This window comes from Streptomyces sp. NPDC002309, from assembly GCF_053593375.1.
Window position 1 is genome coordinate 81,193 of record NZ_JBSFCI010000020.1, and the last position, 18,177, is coordinate 99,369.

Annotated in this window: 16 protein-coding genes and 2 pseudogenes; 8 read left to right on the top strand and 10 right to left on the bottom strand. The window is 71.4% G+C overall.

Features of this window, described 5'->3' with window-relative positions; all coding sequences use genetic code 11:
* Window positions 1-138: 138 nt before the first annotated feature.
* Both ACWCPM_RS18440 and ACWCPM_RS18445 read left to right on the top strand, forming a co-directional pair.
* The gene (locus tag ACWCPM_RS18440) at window positions 139-1,650 is read left to right on the top strand and encodes a cryptochrome/photolyase family protein (RefSeq protein ID WP_450977246.1); all 1,512 of its coding nucleotides are present in this window, start codon (window positions 139-141) and stop codon (window positions 1,648-1,650) included.
* Window positions 1,651-1,765: 115 nt separating this feature from the next.
* Window positions 1,766-2,463, top strand: a pseudogene (locus tag ACWCPM_RS18445) (ABC transporter ATP-binding protein).
* A 95-nt stretch (window positions 2,464-2,558) separates the two neighbouring features.
* On the opposite strand, the gene ACWCPM_RS18450 reads toward ACWCPM_RS18445, so the two are convergent.
* Window positions 2,559-4,925: a SpoIIE family protein phosphatase gene (locus ACWCPM_RS18450; RefSeq protein WP_450977247.1), complete on the bottom strand. Its 2,367-nt coding sequence runs from the start codon at window positions 4,923-4,925 to the stop codon at window positions 2,559-2,561.
* A 189-nt stretch (window positions 4,926-5,114) separates the two neighbouring features.
* On the opposite strand from ACWCPM_RS18450, the gene ACWCPM_RS18455 reads away from it, so the two are divergent.
* Window positions 5,115-5,387, top strand: a complete 273-nt coding sequence (locus ACWCPM_RS18455; protein WP_450977248.1) for a hypothetical protein — start codon at window positions 5,115-5,117, stop codon at window positions 5,385-5,387.
* A 62-nt stretch (window positions 5,388-5,449) separates the two neighbouring features.
* On the opposite strand, the gene ACWCPM_RS18460 is transcribed toward ACWCPM_RS18455, so the two are convergent.
* From ACWCPM_RS18460 to ACWCPM_RS18480, 5 genes are all read right to left on the bottom strand, one after another.
* Window positions 5,450-6,142 (bottom strand): hypothetical protein, encoded by a 693-nt coding sequence (locus ACWCPM_RS18460; RefSeq protein ID WP_450977249.1) that lies wholly within the window; start codon window positions 6,140-6,142, stop codon window positions 5,450-5,452.
* The gene (locus ACWCPM_RS18465; protein ID WP_450977250.1) at window positions 6,135-6,710 is read right to left on the bottom strand and encodes a SigE family RNA polymerase sigma factor; all 576 of its coding nucleotides are present in this window, start codon (window positions 6,708-6,710) and stop codon (window positions 6,135-6,137) included. The genes ACWCPM_RS18460 and ACWCPM_RS18465 overlap by 8 nt, the downstream gene beginning before the upstream one ends.
* A 107-nt stretch (window positions 6,711-6,817) precedes the next feature.
* The gene (locus ACWCPM_RS18470) at window positions 6,818-7,459 is read right to left on the bottom strand and encodes a hypothetical protein (RefSeq protein WP_450977251.1); all 642 of its coding nucleotides are present in this window, start codon (window positions 7,457-7,459) and stop codon (window positions 6,818-6,820) included.
* 176 nt (window positions 7,460-7,635) lie between these two features.
* Complete coding sequence (locus ACWCPM_RS18475) at window positions 7,636-8,169, bottom strand: GNAT family N-acetyltransferase (RefSeq protein WP_450977252.1); 534 nt, start codon at window positions 8,167-8,169, stop codon at window positions 7,636-7,638.
* Between the two features lie 54 nt (window positions 8,170-8,223).
* Window positions 8,224-8,796: a hypothetical protein gene (locus ACWCPM_RS18480; RefSeq protein WP_450977253.1), complete on the bottom strand. Its 573-nt coding sequence runs from the start codon at window positions 8,794-8,796 to the stop codon at window positions 8,224-8,226.
* Window positions 8,797-8,994: 198 nt separating this feature from the next.
* Here ACWCPM_RS18480 and ACWCPM_RS18485 point away from each other — a divergent pair, with 198 nt between their 5' ends.
* Together ACWCPM_RS18485 and ACWCPM_RS18490 are read left to right on the top strand one after the other, a co-directional pair.
* Window positions 8,995-9,795, top strand: a complete 801-nt coding sequence (locus ACWCPM_RS18485; RefSeq protein WP_450977254.1) for an SGNH/GDSL hydrolase family protein — start codon at window positions 8,995-8,997, stop codon at window positions 9,793-9,795.
* A gap of 131 nt (window positions 9,796-9,926) precedes the next feature.
* Window positions 9,927-10,754: pseudogene (locus tag ACWCPM_RS18490) on the top strand (alpha/beta fold hydrolase); the annotation flags it as partial.
* Window positions 10,755-10,970: 216 nt separating this feature from the next.
* Here the strand turns inward: ACWCPM_RS18490 and ACWCPM_RS18495 are convergent.
* From ACWCPM_RS18495 to ACWCPM_RS18510, 4 genes are all read right to left on the bottom strand, one after another.
* Window positions 10,971-12,176 (bottom strand): globin domain-containing protein, encoded by a 1,206-nt coding sequence (locus ACWCPM_RS18495; RefSeq protein ID WP_450977255.1) that lies wholly within the window; start codon window positions 12,174-12,176, stop codon window positions 10,971-10,973.
* A gap of 138 nt (window positions 12,177-12,314) precedes the next feature.
* Entirely contained in the window at window positions 12,315-12,755 is a 441-nt protein-coding gene (locus ACWCPM_RS18500; RefSeq protein ID WP_450977256.1) for an RrF2 family transcriptional regulator, read from the bottom strand.
* Between the two features lie 131 nt (window positions 12,756-12,886).
* The gene (locus tag ACWCPM_RS18505) at window positions 12,887-13,831 is read right to left on the bottom strand and encodes an ornithine cyclodeaminase family protein (RefSeq protein ID WP_450977257.1); all 945 of its coding nucleotides are present in this window, start codon (window positions 13,829-13,831) and stop codon (window positions 12,887-12,889) included.
* Window positions 13,832-13,915: 84 nt separating this feature from the next.
* Window positions 13,916-14,410, bottom strand: a complete 495-nt coding sequence (locus tag ACWCPM_RS18510) for a MarR family winged helix-turn-helix transcriptional regulator (protein ID WP_450977258.1) — start codon at window positions 14,408-14,410, stop codon at window positions 13,916-13,918.
* 139 nt (window positions 14,411-14,549) lie between these two features.
* Between ACWCPM_RS18510 and ACWCPM_RS18515 the strand changes: the two genes are divergently transcribed.
* The 3 genes from ACWCPM_RS18515 to mca all read left to right on the top strand — a co-directional run bounded on the left by ACWCPM_RS18515 (window position 14,550) and on the right by mca (window position 18,054).
* Window positions 14,550-15,113, top strand: coding sequence for an NADPH-dependent FMN reductase (locus ACWCPM_RS18515; protein WP_450977259.1), 564 nt, complete (start codon window positions 14,550-14,552; stop codon window positions 15,111-15,113).
* A gap of 369 nt (window positions 15,114-15,482) precedes the next feature.
* Window positions 15,483-17,012, top strand: a complete 1,530-nt coding sequence (locus ACWCPM_RS18520; protein WP_450977260.1) for an MFS transporter — start codon at window positions 15,483-15,485, stop codon at window positions 17,010-17,012.
* A gap of 109 nt (window positions 17,013-17,121) precedes the next feature.
* Window positions 17,122-18,054 carry a mycothiol conjugate amidase Mca gene (gene mca, locus ACWCPM_RS18525; RefSeq protein WP_450977261.1) on the top strand — a complete coding sequence of 311 codons (933 nt, stop codon included), beginning with the start codon at window positions 17,122-17,124 and terminating at the stop codon, window positions 18,052-18,054.
* Window positions 18,055-18,177: the final 123 nt, after the last annotated feature.

An 18,177-nucleotide genomic window follows, 5' to 3' on the forward strand; every position in this document is an offset into this window, starting at 1 on the left:
CCGTCGGCGGCACCCGGTGTGCGGCTTCCGGCGTGTACCGCGCACCGCCCGTTCACCGGTGCGCTTTGATCTGCGCAGGAGACGCCGCGCCGGGCAACGGCGCGGGCGAGGCGGCGGAACGTCGACGGAGCGCTCGGCATGTCTGAGGAAGAGCCCGGTATCCCCCACTGGCTGTTCGGCGATCAGCTCGGCCCCCATTTCCTCGGTCCCGCGCGAGGCGTGCCGCACCGCGACGCGCCGGTACTGATCATCGAGGCGCGCAGCGTCCTGCGCCGGCGACGCTTCCATCGCGCCAAGGCCCATCTGATCCTCTCCGCGATGCGTCATCGCGCGGCCGAGCTCGGGGACCGGGTGCGGTACGTCAAGGCGGACACCTACCGCGAGGGTCTGCGCGAGGCGGTGGGGGACGGCAGGGTGACCGTGCACCACCCCACGTCCCACGCGGCCCTCGCCTTCGTCCGCGCGCTGCCCTCGGTACGTGTGCTGCCGGCCCGCGGATTCCTCGTGACGCACGACGACTTCAGGGGCTGGGCGGACGACCGCGGTACGCGGCATCTTCGCCAGGAGGACTTCTACCGCTGGGTCCGCCGGAGGCACGACCTGCTGATGCAGGGCGACCGTCCCGCCGGCGGCCGCTGGAACCTGGACCACGACAACCGGCAGCCGCCACCGCGCGGTGCGGGCGAACTGGGCGTCCCGGCGCCCTACCGCCCTCGGGAGGACGACATCGACGCCGAGGTGCGCGCCGATCTCGACCGCTGGGCGCGTGACGGGGACGTCGAGTTCGTCGGAGAGGACGCGCCCCGCGTCTTTCCCGCCACACGCCGGGAGGCTCTCGCCGCGCTCCGCCGCTTCGTCGACCACCGGCTCGTCACGTTCGGCCCCTACGAGGACGCCGTCCTCGCCGGCGACGCGACCATGAGCCACAGCCTGCTGTCCTCGTCGCTCAACCTCGGGCTGCTGGACCCCGCCGAGTGCGTCGCACGCGCCGAGGCCCGATGGCGGTCGGGCGGGGTGCCGCTCAGCAGCGCCGAGGGATTCGTCCGGCAGATCGCCGGATGGCGTGAGTTCGTGTGGCACGTCTACTGGTACTTCGGCGCGCGGTACCGCGCGAGCAACGCGCTGCGCCACCAGGAACCCCTGCCGGACTGGTTCGCGGAGTTGTCCCCCGACGGCACGGCGGCGAACTGCCTCGCCCATGTCCTGGGGCAGGTCAGGGCGACAGGCTGGACGCACCACATTCCCCGTTTGATGATCCTCGGCAGCTTTGCCCTGCAGCGAGGGTGGAACCCCCAGGCCGTCACCGACTGGTTCCACCGCAGCTTCGTCGACGGCTACGACTGGGTCATGGTGCCGAACGTGGTCGGAATGTCGCAGTACGCCGACGACGGCCGCATGACCACCAAGCCCTACACATCCGGCGGCGCGTACATCCACCGCATGAGCGACCTCTGCGGCCCCTGCCGGTACAAGCCGTCCGTGAGGGTCGGCGAGGACGCCTGCCCCTTCACCGCCGGGTACTGGAACCTTCTGCACCGGCACCGCGAACGGTTCTCCCACAACGCGCGGATGACGCGGGTGGTGCGGGGACTGGATCGCCTCGACGATCTCGAAGCGCTGCTGGAGCAGGAGCGCGACCGCCGGTACTGAGGGATCTGGCCTTGCCGCGTTCCAGCAGCTACCGGGCAGGTGAGGTGTTCCAGGACGTCGGCCGGGCGTGGGATAGTCGCGCGCCGCGGAAACACGGGAGCAGACGAGGGGTGCGATGGGGCAGGCGGTGGCGGGAGCCATGTTGCAGGTGGCTGACGTGCACAAGTCGTACGGCCGGGGAGCGGGCGCCGTTCGCGCGCTGCGCGGTGTCTCCTTCGAGGTCCCCCCGGGCGAACTCGTCGCTCTGAAGGGACGCTCGGGCTCGGGAAAGACCACCCTGCTGAACATCGTCGGCGGCCTGGACGAGCCGGACAGCGGACGTGTGACTGTCGACGGACTCCACCTGCGGGACCTCGGCGAGGACGCTCTCCTCGGGCTGCGCCGGGAGCGCATCGGCTTCGTCTTCCAGTCCTTCGGACTCATCCCCGTCCTCACCGCTGCCGAGAACGTGGGCGTGCCGCTGCGGTAGCGCAGGGCCGATCCGCGCGAGCGGCGGGAACGCGTCGACCTGCTGCTGTCTCTCGTGGGGCTCGCCGACCATGCCGCGCAGCGTCCCGGCGAGTTGTCGGGCGGGCAGCGTCAACGTGTCGCCATCACCCGTGCCCTGGCCAACAGCCCCCGATCCTCATCGCCGACGAGCCGACCGGCCAGCTCGACGCGGAGACCGGGCACTCCGTGATGGAACTGCTGCGGGCGGTCGTCCGCAGCGAGCGGATCACGGCACTGGTGGCCACCCACGACACGACCCTCCTGGATCTCGCCGACCGGGTGGTGCAGGAGGGCAATGTAGAACGGACTGTGACCGTCCACTGATCGCATACCGACGGGTCGTGGGAGGTCGGTGTGTGAGCCATGGCCCTCGTGCCGAGGTGCCGGGGGTGCGACCGGGCCGGGGACCGCGTCCGCGCTCACGCCGGCGTCGCGAGGGGCTGCTCGGCCCAGATGGTCTTGCCGATCTCCTCCTGGCGGGTGCCCCAGCGCTCGGCGAACTGTGAGACCAGCAGGAGGCCGCGCCCGCCCTCGTCGGAAGCCCTGGCGTGCCGCAGATGCGGTGCGGCGCTGCTGCCGTCGAACACCTCACACGTCAGTCGCCGGTCATGGATCAGCCGCAGGCGAATGGGCGGCCGGGCGTACCGGATGGCGTTGGTGACCAGTTCACTGACGATCAGTTCCGTGGCGAACGCCTCGTCCTGCAGAGCCCAGGTGCGGAGCTTGTCGGAGGCGACGGAGCGCGCGGTGGCGACGGCCGCGGGGTCGGGCGGCAACTCCCACTCCGCGACCCGGGTGGGGTCCATGGCCCGGGTGTCGGCCACCAGGACCGCGGCGTCCTCGGGGGGATCGACCGGCACCAATGTCTCGGTGAGACGGAGGCACAGATCCTCGGGGGAGTCGGTCGAGGACGCCAGGAGTCGCGCGAGCGTGGCCCGGGCGACCTCGTCGGGGAACGACTGCAGCAGGCCCGGCGTGTAGAGAACCAGCCGGCTCCCGTCCGGCAGGTCCGTCCTGCTTTTGGCGAAGGGCGGTCCCGGCCTGCCGAGCGGTGCTCCGGGGACGAGGTCGGGGAAGGAGACGCCGCCGTCGGGGAGGACCAACGCCAGCCCCGCCGGTCCCGCGGCCGCCGCCGTGCACCGGCCGTGCAAGGGTTCGTGCACGACGTAGAGACACGTCGTTCCGGCAAGGCCGTCGGCTCCCGGGTTCTCCGCGTCCGTCTGCCGTACGAGGTCGTCGAGACGGGCCATGATCTCGTCCGGGGCCAGGTCCAGATCGGCCAGTGCCCTCACGGCGGTGCGCAGACGTCCCATGGCGGCCGCCGTCTGCATGCCCCGCCCCGGAGTGCGTCCCGCCACGAGGGCCGCGCGTGCCCCCGGGAGGGGGAGGACGTCCGTCCAGTCCCCTCCCGCGCCGGACAGCACCAGATGATGAGACGCGTGGATCGTGCTGGGAGGGGTGAGCGCGCGCGGCAGGAGGCCGCGTTGCAGGGAGACCACGGCGTTGTGCTCGCGGACGTAGCGGCGTGCGTTGTCCAGAGCCACGGCCGTTCGTCCGGCCAGGTCCTGCGCCAGGGCGAGGTCGTTCTCGTCGAAGGGCGCCCGCGATCCCCACCGGTGGAAGGCGGCCAGGCCGAGGACGCGATCGCGGACGTTGAGAGGCACCACCATCAGGGAGTGCACGCCTTCTTCCAGCATGCGTCGGCCGCGGACAGGATCAGCCGTCACCCATGCGCTGTCGGCGTCGAGTTCCCTCACGAGGCGAGGACGGCGGTCGCCGAGGACCTCGACGGCGGGCGCGGACCGGGGGTAGCCGCTCGTCTCACCGACGGCGTACACGCCGGACTCGGCGTCGGACCGGATCGATCGTGATGCCGCGCGCAGCAGATCCTCCCCGCCCGGTGCGCGCGGTGGCTCCTCACCGCTCAGTACGGGCGCCAGAAGGTCCACGGCGATGCTGTCCGCCAGCCGCGGCACGACCAGTTCGGCCAGTTCCCCGGCGGTGCGCAGGACGTCCAGTGTGGTGCCGACACGTGTCCCGGCCTCGGCGGCGAGAGCCAGCCGCTGCTGGGCGGCATGCCGGTCGGTGACGTCGACCACGGTGTCGGCCACCCCGAGCACACGGCCGTTCTCGTCCTCGAGCCGGAACATGGCCGCCGAGTACACATGTTCGTGTTCCGGGTCGCCGGGCGGCCGGCCACGCTTCTCGAATCCGATGACGGGCTCGCCGGTCCGCAGGACCTCGGCCATCACCTGTTCGGCGGCGTGGGCAGCGAGGTCGGGCCATGCCTGACGGGGAGTCAGCCCCAGTGCCTGCCTCGTCCCGAGTCCCGGCATCCCTTCGGCGGCGGCGTTGTACCGCACCAGCCGCAGTTCGGGGTCGAGCACGAACAGTCCGATCGGGGATCGCGTGAACAGCGCGTCGAGCAGGGCTTGCTCCAGGGCCGGGGAGCCGCCCTCCGCGCTCGGCGCGAACTCCACCCGCCAGACGGTGCCGGTGCCGTGTTCCGGCACGGCGTGGGCGCGGATCCTGCAGCCGATCGTGCCTCCGTCCGCGTGCTCGACCAGGACCTCGGCCGCGAGCGGCACCCCGGACGCGGAGTCGGGCAGGAGGTCGAGGAGGGGCCGGTTCACGATGTCGCGTGCCCGGTGTCCCAGCAACCGTTCGGCGCCCTCACTCCATTCGATCACCCGGCTGGTGCCGTCCACCAGGAGCGATGCCCAGCCCACCGCCTCCGGGGCTCCCGCGTCCACGACGCCGTCGTGGTCAGCCGATCGATCGGTCATGGCCCGTCCGCTCCTGCGTCGTTCCTGTCCGGCCACGCTCTCAGTCTCACGTGGCTGTCGACGCCTCGCGCGGTGAGCCGGTCCTGACCCGCTCCGAGAGCGAGGCTCAGGAGAGAGGGGAACTTTTCGTGGTCGCGATGTCACGCTCTGCCGGCGGAGCTTCTGTCAGGGGTCCACCGGAACCGCGGTGTGCCGACCGGGCCGAGACCTCCCCCGCTCGAGGAGGCGGCTCACCCGGGCACGGGATACGGCCCGTGCCCGCCCGTCGATGTACTGGTCGCGGTCGACGACGTTCCCGCCCGCCGCCCGCCGCCCGCCGCCCGCCGCCCGCCGCCCGCCGCCCGCGACTCGCGGGTGCTGTGGGTGCCGGGCGCCGGCCACCACGTCACGCTGGACGCCCTCCCCGCCGAGGACCGCGCCACGGCCGTCGGCATGGTCACTCGCCGGGCGGCCGGGAGGTGACGACGACGCCCCGGTGCCCGTGGCGATCGGCGAGTGGCGGCCCGGCGGCCGCGCGTCGGTGGTCAGGGCCCGATGACCTCCTCGAAGCGCTGTTCCAGGAGCATTTCACCGTCCTCGCCGTACGCCCTGACCGTGTAGTCGGTGTCCACCGTGGACGCGTCGGTGAAGGCGTAGTACGTGCCCCATCCCGGATTTCCGGGCAGTGCCAGCGCGGTGGCCGTCCGGTGAAGTCCGGAGTCGAAGACGAGCTCGATCCTGGAGGGGGGAGTCCTGGCGCGGAAGGCCCCGAAGTACAGAAGCCTCCCCGCCTCGAGGCTGCAGCCCGAACTCAGGCTGTCGGGGCGGAGGCTGTCACCGACGGAGTCCTTGGCCTGTTCGATCGCCGCACCGATGTCGCCGTCGCCCAGCACGTAGTTCTGCCGGCCCTCCGGGAGCAGCGCCATCCGTCGGCCGTGGCCGATGTCCACCGGCGTGTACGGGGAGACGGTGCGAAGGCCCTGGTGCTGGGGCGACGGCGCCGGGCGGGGGGTGGTCGTGACGGTGGCCGCCGGGGGCGCCGGCCGCGTCTCGGCCAGGTCCGTCAGGCCCACGGCTGCCAGCGCGACCACCGCGGTGACGGCGCCGGCCGCGACGACCGTGCGGCGCCGGCGTGCCACGCGGCCCCGGCGCACGACGTGGTCGACCGGGGCCGGGCCGGTGGGGTACCGGTCCGCCTCCTCGCGGAGGAGTTCGCCGAGTCGCAGGTCGTCAGTCACGGCCGCTCCCTCCCGTGCCGCGGGTGCGGCCCAGTGCGGCGGGTTCGTTCGGGATCGTGGGTCCGTTCGGGATCGCGTGGTCGTTCGGGATCGCGTGTTCGCGAAGCTTCTTCAGCGCGCGGGCCGCGTGGCTGCGCACCGTGCCGACGCTGGTGCCGAGCAGTCGCGCGACCTCGCTCTCGCTGCGGTCCTCCAGATACCGCAGCACGGCGACCGCTCGCTGTTTCGGCGGGAGCCGGGAGAGCGCGTCGCGTATCGCGCTGCGCTCGGCGAGGCCCTCGATGTGGTCCGGGGCCTGCGGCTCCGGGAAGCGCGTGGTCAGCCATTCACGGCCCTTCATCCGGCGCAGTCGGTCGACATTGATGTTGATCATGATGCGCCATACGTAGGCGTCGGGATCGTCCGTGCGCCGGATGCGTTCCCACTTCACGTAGGCCTTGGCGAGGGCCGTCTGGACCAGGTCCTCGGCGTCGTGGTGCTGCCCCGTCAGCAGGTGCGCGGTGCGCAGCATACGGGGCCACCGGCTGACCACGAACTCCCGGAACTCCGCCTCCGTGCTCGTTTTCACTCGAGTCCTCGGGTTGGCCGCCACAGGGCCGGGTCACGCCGTCGCGCCGCCCGCGACGCGGGACGGCACGACGGCGTGACCTCGGCTCCAGGTGGGCGGATCGGGCGTCAGCGGCTTGCGGGAGAGGCGTCGTACGTCAGGCCGGCGAGGACCGAACCGTCCGCACCGTACGCGGTGACCGTGACCGTCCCGCTCGGGCGGCCGGTGCCGGCCGCGTCGTAGTAGTACGTGCCCCAGCCGGACCTGCCGGGCAGTCTCAGCATGCCGGCCTCCACCTCGGCACCGGTGCCCGGACGCAGGGTGATGCGCGCCGGCACCTTGTCCGTGCGGAAGGCGCCGGTGAACAGGACGTCGTCCCCGTCGACGCCCATCCCGCCACTGAGGCTGTCGGGGCGGATGTCGTCACCGACGTAGTTCTTGGCCTGCTCGACGGCCTCCTCGAAGTCGCCGTACGCCACCACGTAGTTCTGCTTGCCCTCGGGCAGGAGGCCCATCTTCGCCCCTTGGCCGATCTCCACGGGCTGGTACGGGCGTACGACCCGCGGGCCGGTGGAGGCGGCGTCGGCTCGCGCCGGCGTCGGCGCCCCCGTCCGCTCCGGGCCGCCCGCCGCCTCGTCGGCCGCCGTGACGGTCGGCCCCTCCGCGTCGGGACCGCCGGATGCCTGACCGCCCCCGGCGAGTGCTGTCCCCGTCCCGGCAGCCAAGGCCGCCGTCACGACTGCCGTCATGACGACCCTGTTCAACTTCATCGTTCCTCCGGTGTCCGTCCGCTCGGTGATGGGCTACACGTCTCAGACGGCACACGACCCCGGCACCTATGTCGCGACGGGAGGAATATTTTTTCCACGGAGCCGGCGCCGGAGCCGGGCGTGCTGTCGTCGGGCCGCCCCGGAGCAGGGCCTGCCGCTCCCGGGGCTCGACCGGCTCACCCCTGGAACTCGGTGAGGTCGATGCGGTGGATGTGCAGGGGGAAGCCGTGCTCCGGGTGTGTCGTCTCGCGGTCGGGGGTCATGCCGAGTTTGCGCAGGACGTTCTCGGAGGCTTCGTCGCCGACCCGGTTGATGCCGACGACATGGTCGAGGCCGCGGTCCTGGAGGGCGAACTCCAGTGTGGCGTGGGCGGCTTCGGAGGCGTATCCCTGGCCCCAGAACTGCGAGCCGAGCTGCCAGCTGATCGCCACGGCGGGCAGTACCTCGGGCAGGAACTCGGGCACGGACAGCCCCGTGAGCCCGGCCAGTTCACCAGAGGCCAGCAGTTCGACGGCGAAGAGGCCGAAGCCTTCCTCGTCCCATTCCTCCTCCCACCGCTCGATGTCCTCGGCCGTGCGCTCCAGGTCGCGCGTCGAGCCGTCGCCGATCCAGCGCATGACGCGTGGGTCCGCGTTGATGTCGGCCATGGGCACGAGGTCGTCGTCGTGCCAGCGGCGGAGGAGGAGGCGGGGGGTCCGGATCTCGGTCATGACGCCCATCCTGCCGAAGGAGGGGGAACATGGGTAATCGGCGATGTCCGCACGTCAGGGAGTCCGGTCCTTCGCGGGTACGGGGCGATCGGGTGCCTCGGGGAAGAACCTCCGGGACGTGGCGTACATCCCGTAGTAGGGGTAGAGGCGCGGCACATCGGCACCGCCGTCGCGGGCGATCGCGACGACCCGTCGGTAGAGGCGGACCCGGCATCGCGTGTTGCGCAGGGTCTTGTCGCGCAGATCCCGCAGCCTCCACAGCAGGATCAGCCCGGCCAGGACGAGCAGCAGCAGCGCGTCCGTTACGACGAAGGCGATCTGGAACTCCAGGGACTTCTGGGACGCCACCAGATCCCAGAAGGGCCAGGCGCCGAAGCCGAGGAGGAAGACGGGGAGGACCAGGAGGCAGCCCTGCGCGCCGGCCTTCGACGTCTCCTCGCGACGCTGGAACAGCAGCCAGTGCACTGCCCGGTCGTCGAGGAAGTCGAAGCGCACCTCAGGCCCGAAACGTTCGGCCGCCGCCCTTGCCGCGGGCACGGCGGCGATCGTCGAGGAGGGGACCATGTCGTGGACGGTCCCCTGGTCGTCGACGAACTTTCCGCATTCCAGGGCGTGGTAGTCGCCCATCGGTCGGCGCTCCTGGGGTCGGTGGCCTCATCAGGCGGACGGACGTCGGGTACATCATCGCCTTCCGCGTCTGCCGTCCGTGCCCTGGCCGGACGGGGCGTCGGCACCGCTATCCTCATACTCAACAATGCACATAGGTGCTGTGTTGAGTATGAGAGGCCGCCGCTTCGGGTGGTGGCGGAAGGCGGTCGGTCTGTGATGAGTGGGTACCTGCGCTACGTCGCCCTGGGGGACAGCCAGACCGAGGGTCTCGGAGACGGTGACGACGCCGGTGGCCATCGCGGATGGGCGGACCGGCTCGCCGAGCACATCGCTCGCCACAGCCCCGGTCTGCTCTACGCCAACCTGGCCGTGCGCGGCCGTCGAGCCGCTCAGGTGCACGATGAGCAACTGGCCGTGGCCCTGGAGATGAGGCCCGACCTCGCGACAGTGGTCGCGGGTGTCAATGATGTGCTTCGGCCGAGGTTCGACCTCGACGAGGTGGCCGCGCATCTGGAGACGATGTTCGCCGAACTCACCGCGCAGGGCGCTTCCGTCGCCACCGTCACCTTTCCCGACGTCGCCCGCGTCACGCCACTGGCCCGTCCGCTCGCGCACCGCATACACGGCCTCAACGAGCGCATCAGGCAGAGCGCCGAACGCCACGGGGTCACGGTCGCGGACACCGCGGCGCACCCGCTCGCGACCGACCCCCGGTTCTGGAGCCCTGACAGGTTGCACGCCAGTCCCCTCGGGCACGCCCGGATCGCGGCCGCCGTCGCGCACGCGCTCGACCTGCCGGACAGCGACGACTCCTGGACGGGGCCCCTGCCGGCCGGCGGCGAGCGGCCTTCGGGACTGCGCGCCGTGGGCGGCGAGTTGCGGTGGGCGGCCACGTTCCTCGGCCCCTGGACCGTTCGCAGGCTGCGTGGCCGCTCCTCCGGTGACGGCCGCCGGCCCAAGCGGCCGTCCTTGCTGCGCGTGGCCCCGATCGCGGAGCACCCCGCCTCGGCACCGTGAGCCACACCTCTCGCCGGCGCGATTACACCGACCGCTCTGCCGGGTTCACCCGATTGCATCGGATGAGATGGCTCGGCGTCACGGACGCGTGAAGCCTGGTGCCGTACAGCCCGACGGAAGGTGAGAACGGCATGAATGCGGTCCCTGGCATACGACGCAACTCACGGCGTCTTCACGGCGCGGCGGCCGCATGCGCCGTCGCCGTCCTGTGCGCGGCCCCGGCGGCACCGGCCGCGGCGGACGGTGGCGCGGGCGGCGTCAGACCCACCATCGTGCTGGTCCACGGCGCCTTCGCCGACGGGTCCAGCTGGAACGGCGTGATCGGGCGACTCCAGCAGGCCGGGTACTCCGCCATGGCCCCGGCGAATCCGCTGCGCGGGCTGGCCGGTGACGCCGAGTACCTTCGCAGTGTCCTGGAGAGCGTACGGGGACCGATCGTGCTCGTCGGTCACTCCTACGGAGGGGCCGTGATCAGCGAGGCCGCCGGTGGTGACCGCGACGTCAAGGCGCTGGTGTTCGTCGCGGCGTTCAGCCCGGCGGCCGGGGAGAGTGCTCTGGATCTGTCCGGAAAGTACCCCGGGAGCACCCTCGGCAGTGCGCTGAGGAGCGTGCCGTTCCCCCTTCCAGGCGGTGGCACCGGCACCGACCAGTACATCAAGGCCGACAGGTTCCACGACCAGTTCGCCGCCGACGTGCCCAGGTCGGTGACCGACCTGATGGCCGCGGCACAGCGTCCCGTCGCCGCCTCGGCCCTGCAGGCGAAGGCCACCGAGGCCGCCTGGAAGACGGTCCCCGCCTGGGCCCTGGTCACCACCGAGGACCGCAACATCCCGGCGGCCGCACAGCGCTTCATGGCCCGGCGCGCCCATGCGCGCACTGTCGAGGTCCAGGCGTCCCACGCCGTCGCGGTGTCCCAGCCGGGCGCGGTCACCCGTCTGATCGAGCAGGCCGCGCAGGCCGCGACGACCCCGCCGGGGACCGCCGACGATCCCGTCGGCAGGTCCCTCGCCGACACCGGCTCGGAGCGGCAGACCATGCACGCCGTCCTTCTCGGTGTCTCGGCCGCGGTGTGCGTGACCTCGGGTGCGGCCGCCGTCGCCCTCGGCCGGCGGTGGCGATCGCAGACGGATCAGGATCGCTGAGGCTCGTGCCGCGCCTGAGGCGTCCCGGCGTCCTTACCGGCTGATCCAGAGGTCCGGACCGAAGACCTCGTAGTGGATGGCGGAGGGGTGCATCCCCTTGGCCAGCAGTTCGCCGCGTACCGCGCGCATGAAGGGCAGCGGCCCGCAGAGGTAGGCGGTCGTGCCGGAGGCGGGCGTGAGGTGGTCGAGGGAGGCCCGGCCGGCGAAGACGTTGGCCGCGGGGGAGTGGTGGTGGTCGTTCTCGTACCACAGGTGCAGATCGGCGTTGGGCAGGCGGTCGACGAGTTCCGCCTGCTCGTCGCGGTGGACATGGTCGCGCGGCGTGCGGTCGGCGTGGACGACGGTGACGGGGCGCGCGGACGAGGTGAGACCGAGGTGGTCGAGCATCGACAGCATCGGGGTGATGCCGATGCCCGCGGACGCGAGGAAGAGCGGGGAGTCCGACTCGGGCAGGACGAGGTCACCGGACGGCAGGGAGACGTCGAGGTGGTCACCGACCTCGGCGTGGGCGTGCAGCCACGACGAGACCTCGCCGTCGGGGACGGTGCCCGCGGCGTCGCGCTCGCGCTTGACGGTGATCCGCCAGGTCTTCTGGCCGGGGGCGGTGGACAGGCTGTACTGGCGGATCTGGCGCGCCCCGTCGGGCAGGGGGACACGCACGCTGACGTACTGACCGGGCCGGAAGGGCGCCGCGGGAAGGCCGTCGGTCCGGCGCAGGACCAGGGACATCGCGTCCTCGGACTCCTGATACCGCTCGGCGATCTCCATCCGCTGCCACACGTCACCGTTGTCGACACCGGCCTCGGCGTACAGCCGGGACTCGATGGCGATCAGAGCGTTGGCCATCAGCCAGTAGACCTCGTCCCAGGCGGCGCCCACCTCGGGGGTGACGGCCTCGCCGAGGACCTCGACGACCGCCCCGAGCAGATGGCGTCCGACGAGGGTGTACTGGTCGCCGGTGATACCCAGCGAGACGTGCTTGTGGGCGATGCGCGACAGGATGGCGTCCGGGCGCTCGTCGGGCCGTTCCACCAGGAGGGTCGCGAAGGCCGCCACCGAGCCGGCCAGCGCCTCGCGCTGGGCGCCGGTGACCTGGTTGGTGCGGTTGAAGAGGTTCTGCAGCAGCTCGGGGCGCTCTTCGAACAGGCGCTCGTAGAACCGCGCCGTGATCGTGGTCAGTGAGGCTCCCACCGCGGGAAGCGTCGCTCGGACGACGGGGACCGACTGGGCAGAAAGCATCAGACACACTCCTGGTTCGATGAAGCAAATAATTGGTATTTTGAATGCGTATTTTTGGTCGCGGAGCGCCCATGGTGGTTGTTGTCGCGGGGTGGCGCGGGAGGCGGGGGTCCGTTCGGCCCCCGGCCGCCGTGCCGGTCAGTCCGGAGGGGCGCCCAGTGACAGCAGCAGGGGTCCCGTCGGCGCCGTCACCAGATCGGCCACGGTCACGCCGTTCAGTGCGGAGTAGAACGCCTCCTGCGCGTCCCGCAGCGCCCGTCGCAGACGGCAGGCGCCCGCGAGGGGGCAGGGGGTGTCGCCCTCGCACACCACGGCTTCCCGGTCCCCCTCCAGCGTCCTGACCAGGTCACCCACCGGCGTTCGGCGGCCCGCGTCGGTGACCGAAAGCCCGCCGTTGCGTCCGCGACGCGCCTCGATCACTCCCAGCCTCTGCAACTGGGCGACGGCCTTGGCCATGTGCGTGTAGGGGACGTTCATCGAGGCGGCGAGTTGTCGCGTGGTCAGCAACTCCTCGTCGTCCACGACGGCGAGGCGCATCATCGCCCGGAGTGCGAGGTCCGTGTACCTGGTCAGTCTCACGAGTCCCACGCTAGCAATGTTGCAGCGCAGATGCATATTTCAGGAGGGTGACCCGCGTCTCTCCCGGGTCGGGCCGGACGGCGGAGCGCAGTCCGGCGCGCCGCCGCGGACACCAGGGGCCGGGAGGGCCGTCAGGACAGCAGGTCGATCACCTGGCCGACGTCGTGCTGCTCCGCCTGCTGGTAGGCGACCCAGGCCAGGGCCAGGTCCTGCCAGGGAAGTCCGACGGGGGCGTAGACAGAGCGATCCGTCGCGCCCGTGCGTCCTGGATGCCCGCCCCGCAGGACCTCGCCGAGCGTGGTCCGGGCGGCGGACGCGGGAAGGCCGGCGGCCGACAGGGCGCCCGTGGCCGCGGCGAGTTCTCGGTCGTCGACGACCAGGAACGCCGACTCCAGCAGATCGGCGGCGAGTTCCTGTTTGCCGGGCTCGTCGGCTCCCAGGCTCGTGAGGTGCTGTCCCGGCCGGGTGTCGGCCAGCCGGAGCAGCGGTGTGCGTGACCAGGTGGCGAGCAGGACGACGTCGGCCACCGCGGCGACCTCCGTGGCCGATGCCAGGACGCGGCCGTCGTGGCGCGCGGCGAAGGCGTCGGCCCTGTCCGGATCCGAGTCGTGAACGACGATCTCGCGATGCCGCCGCAAGGCGCTCAGGCCCCGCACCATGAGCTCGGCCTGCGCGCCCGCGCCGATCACTCCGAGGACCGAGCCGCCCGCCGGGGCGGGGGCGGCCAGGACGTGGGTTCCCAGGGCCGCGGCCAGCCCGGTGCGCCATGCGGTGAGGGTGGCGGAATCGATCAGCGCGAGGAGCTCGCCGTCCTCGCCGCTGTGGAGGCAGACGACTCCGCGCAGGGCCGGCCTGGCGCCGGGGAACTTGGCGTTGACCTTCACCGTGTAGGCGTCGATGCCGGGCAGTACTCCGGGAATCAGGGCCGTGGCCGTTCCGGGGAAGGGCAGGTCGGTACGGACTCTCATCCCGGACACCGGGGAGGCGGGGGCGCGGAAGCCGTCGCGCAGCGCGGCTGTGCACGACGCCGGGTCCAGAACGGCGCGCAGGTCGCTTCGGGTCAGCAGGCGGGTCATGCACTCACGATCTCTCTGGGCTCCATACCTCGGACCGCTCTTCGGCCCGGGCCGGGCGATGCGGTGTATCGCCCCTGCATGCGGTCAGGCCCGCCGTTGTCGGCGGTCGATGGTCTCGTTGATCTTCTGAGCCGCGGTCCGGAGGATGTGCAGCTCGGCGTCCGTGAGCACGTCGAAGACCAGCTCACGGACACGGGCGACGTGTCCTGGGGCTGCTTCGGTGAGATGGGTGTGGCCGGCCTCGGTCAAGATGGCCTGCGTGTAGCGGCCGTTGGCGGGGTCGGGTTCGCGGCGGACGAGACCTCGGCGCTCCAGTCTGCTGATCAGGTGGGACAGACGGGACTGCTCGGCGTTGGCGCGGACGGCGAGGTCGCTCATCCGCATGCGGCGTCCGGGTTGTTCGGACAGCCCCGCGAGGACGTAGTACTCGATGTAGCTGAGCCCCGCGTCCCGCTGGAGCTGCCCTTCCAGGGCCGCGGGCAATCTGTCCGTCATCAGGCCGAGTTGCTGCCATGTCTCCAGCTCCGTGGGGGTCAGCCAGCGGGGCTGATCGGTCGGACGCGGAGGCTTTTCAGGCATGGCCGGAGTCTATCCGGCGTGAACATTCATGGTTCACGACCCACGCTTGAACATTCATGAGTCGATGCGTAGGGTCTCTCATGAATGTTCAAGTGAGCGGACCGGCCTCGCCCGGCGGTCCCGTCAAGGAGTAGACCTCATGAGTGACCTGAAGATCGCAGTCATCCTCGGCAGCACCCGGCCCGGCCGTAACGGCAAGGTCGTCGCGGACTGGGTGGTGGACCGGTCCGGGGCACGCACCGGTGTCGAGTACGAACTGGTCGACCTCGCCGACTACCCGCTGCCCCACCTGGACGAGGCCGTTCCGCCGGCCATGGGTCAGTACCAGGGTGAGCACACCAAGGCGTGGGCAGCCAAGATCGCCGAATTCGACGGGTACGTCTTCGTGACCCCCGAGTACAACCACTCCACCTCCGGCGTGCTCAAGAACGCGATCGACTACCTGTACGGCGAGTGGAACAACAAGGCTGCGGCCTTCGTCTCCTACGGTTCTCTCGGCGGTGCTCGGGCCGTCGAGCATCTGCGGGCCGTGGCGAGCGAACTGCAGATGGCCCATGTGCGTCAGCAGCTGTCCTTCTCGCTGTTGAGCGACTTCGAGAACTTCTCCGTCTTCAAGCCCGGCGAGCAGCACGACGCCGCCGCGACCGCCCTGTTCGACCAGCTCGAGTCCTGGGCCCGCGCCCTGTCGACGGTCCGGGCCTGACGCCGTCGCCCGTCGCGAGGCGGGCGACGGGGAAGCCCCCCTCTCCTCAGGCAGGTCTCGGCACGAACCGTGCCGCCCGTTCCGGGGCCTGCACCTGGATGCAGCCTCATCCCCGCCACCGGCCCACGTGCCCTGAGACGTCGTCGACCGCGCGGGCAAGCCCCCGGACGCGTCATGACGCGAAGCACCACGTCTGTGCTCCTTCACCGCCCCGGCCCCGTCCTCGTGAGCGCGGCCGCGTCAACTCCCGGCGGAGGAAGGCCCACCCGGCAAATGGCCGTCGGCCGTCCGCGGAGCGGTGACGCCTTCGCGCGACGCCCTGACGTTCGACACGCCCGTTCCTCACGCAGCTCCGAAGTGGATACCCCCATGTCTCGAACAGCCGTCAAGGCTCCCGGCGACGCCTACGCCGACCGATGGAAGGCGCTCGTCTTCATCTCACTGGCCCAGCTGATGGTCGTCCTCGACAGCACCATCGTGAACACGGCCCTTCCTTCCGTCCAGCAGGACCTGGGCATCTCCGACGGCGACCGGCAGTGGGTCGTCACGGCCTACGCCCTGTCCTTCGGCGCTCTGCTCCTGTTCGGCGGCAGGGTGGGCGACCTGTGGGGTCGCAAGCGCGCCTTCGTCACAGGCCTGATCGGATTCGCCGCCGCCTCCGCGCTCGGCGGCGCGGCCACCACCGGCGCGACGATGTTCGGCGCCCGCGCCCTCCAGGGCGTGTTCGGTGCCCTGCTGGCTCCGGCGGCGCTCTCGCTGCTCGCGGTGCTGTTCACGGATGCCAAGGAGCGAGCCAAGGCGTTCGGCATCTACGGTGCGATCGCCGGTGGCGGCAGCGCGGTCGGGTTCGTGCTCGGAGGTGCGCTCACCGAATACCTGGACTGGCGCTGGACGTTCTTCGTCAACATTCCGTTCGCGATCGTCGCGGCGGCCGGCGCCTGCGCGGTCGTCCACGAGTCCGAGGGCGACCGCAACCGCTCCCCGCTCGACATCCCCGGCGTCGTCCTGTCCACACTGGGCCTGGCCTCGCTGGTCCAAGGCTTCACCCGTGCCGAGTCGGACGGCTGGGGCGACGGCACGACCGTGCTCCTCTTCGTCGTGGCGGCGCTCCTGCTGAGCGCCTTCGTGCGCACCGAGGCCAAGGCCGAGGCCCCACTGCTGCCCCTGCGTGTGGTGACCGACCGCAACCGCGGAGGCGTCTATCTCTCCCTCGGTATCGCGGTCATCGCCATGTTCGGTTCGTTCTTGTTCCTGACCTACTACCTCCAGGTGGTGAAGGGCTTTTCACCGATCGAGAGCGGGTTCTCCTTCCTGCCGATGGTGGCCGGCATGATGATCGGTTCGACCCAGGTCGGCACACGTCTGATGACCCGCGTCGCGCCCCGCTACCTGATGGGCGGCGGCTTCCTGGTGGCCGCGAGCGCCATGGTCCTGCTGGCGCAGCTGGAGGTCGACTCCTCGTACACCACGACCGTCCTGCCGGCGCTGGTCCTGCTCGGCCTCGGCATGGGGACGACGTTCAATCCCGCCATGTCCCTGCCCACCCAAGGTATCGAGCCGCGGGACGCCGGTGTCGCCTCCGCGATGGTCAACGCCTCGCAGCAGGTGGGCGGCGCGATCGGCACGGCCCTGCTGAACACCGTCGCCGCGTCCATGACGACCGCCTACGTCAAGGACCACGCCGCCGACGCGGCGACGCGGCCGGAGCGGCAACTGGTGCAGCTGCAGGGTGTGGTGCACGGCTACGCCAACGCGCTGTGGGTCGCCGCGGGCATGCTGGTGATCGCCACGCTGGTCGTCCTGGCCCTGGTCGACGCCGGCCGCGCGGGCAGCGGGGGCGTCGAGGACGAGGCGGCGGTGCCCGCGTCCGAGCCGGGACGGTGGGCGCGGCGCCGGTGAAATGCGGAGGCCGAACGACCCTCGAAGCAGCCCACGGCGTCCGGACGCCGGTCGCACGGAGCATGACGTGGGCTCAGATATGCGAAGCGGAAGCTGAAGGGAGAAAGTGGTGACGGAGCAGTTGCGGCTGATGGCGGTCCACGCCCACCCGGACGACGAGTCGAGCAAGGGCGCGGCCAGCATGGCGAAGTACGTCGCCCAGGGCGTGGATGTCCTGGTGGCCACCTGCACCGGGGGAGAGCGAGGTTCCGTTCTCAACCCCAGGCTCCAGGGCGACCCGGAGATCGAGGCCGACATCCACCAGGTCCGGCGCAAGGAGATGGATGCCGCGCGGGACATACTCGGCGTCCGGCAGGCCTGGCTGGGCTTCGTCGACTCGGGAATGCCGGACGGCGACCCGCTGCCCGAGGGCTGCTTCGCCCTGGAGCCGCCCGGGAAGGCAGCGGAACGGCTGGTGCGGCTCGTGCGCGAGTTCCGTCCCCACGTGATCACCACGTACGACGAGACGGGCGGCTATCCGCACCCCGACCACATCATGACCCACACGATCACGATGGCGGCCTTCGAGGCGGCCGGGGACCCCGACGCCTACCCGGAGTCCGGTTCGCCGTGGCAGCCGCTGAAGCTGTACTACAACCACGGCATGTCGATGGCGAGGATCCGGGCCCTCCACGCCTATCTGGTCGGGCACGGCCACGAGTCCCCCTACGGCGAGTGGATCGCCGTCTGGGAGAAGGAGGGCCGCAGGGAGCGTGAATTCACCACCCGGGTGCAGTGCGCCGACTGGTTCGCCGTGCGCGACCGGGCGCTGCTCGCCCACGCCACCCAGATCGACCCGGACGGCCCGTGGTTCCGTGTGCCGCTCGACGTCCAGCGCGAGGTCTGGCCGACCGAGGAGTACGAGCTGGTCTGCTCGCTGGTCGACACCTCGCTCCCCGAGGACGACCTGTTCGACGGCGTGACCGCGGACGCCCCTGTCGCGCCGATGTGCTCGGTGGGCCGGCACCGGCAGCACCCCGCGTGGGCCCGCCGCCGGGCTTGACGCGGCGTGCCGTCCGCCCGTTCGAGTCCCCGCCGGCGGTGCAGTGCCTCTTCGGAACTACTCCTCCCCGCGCGCTCCCGTTGCTGCGATCGGGCGACGCGCGGCATGTGGAGCATGGGGCGG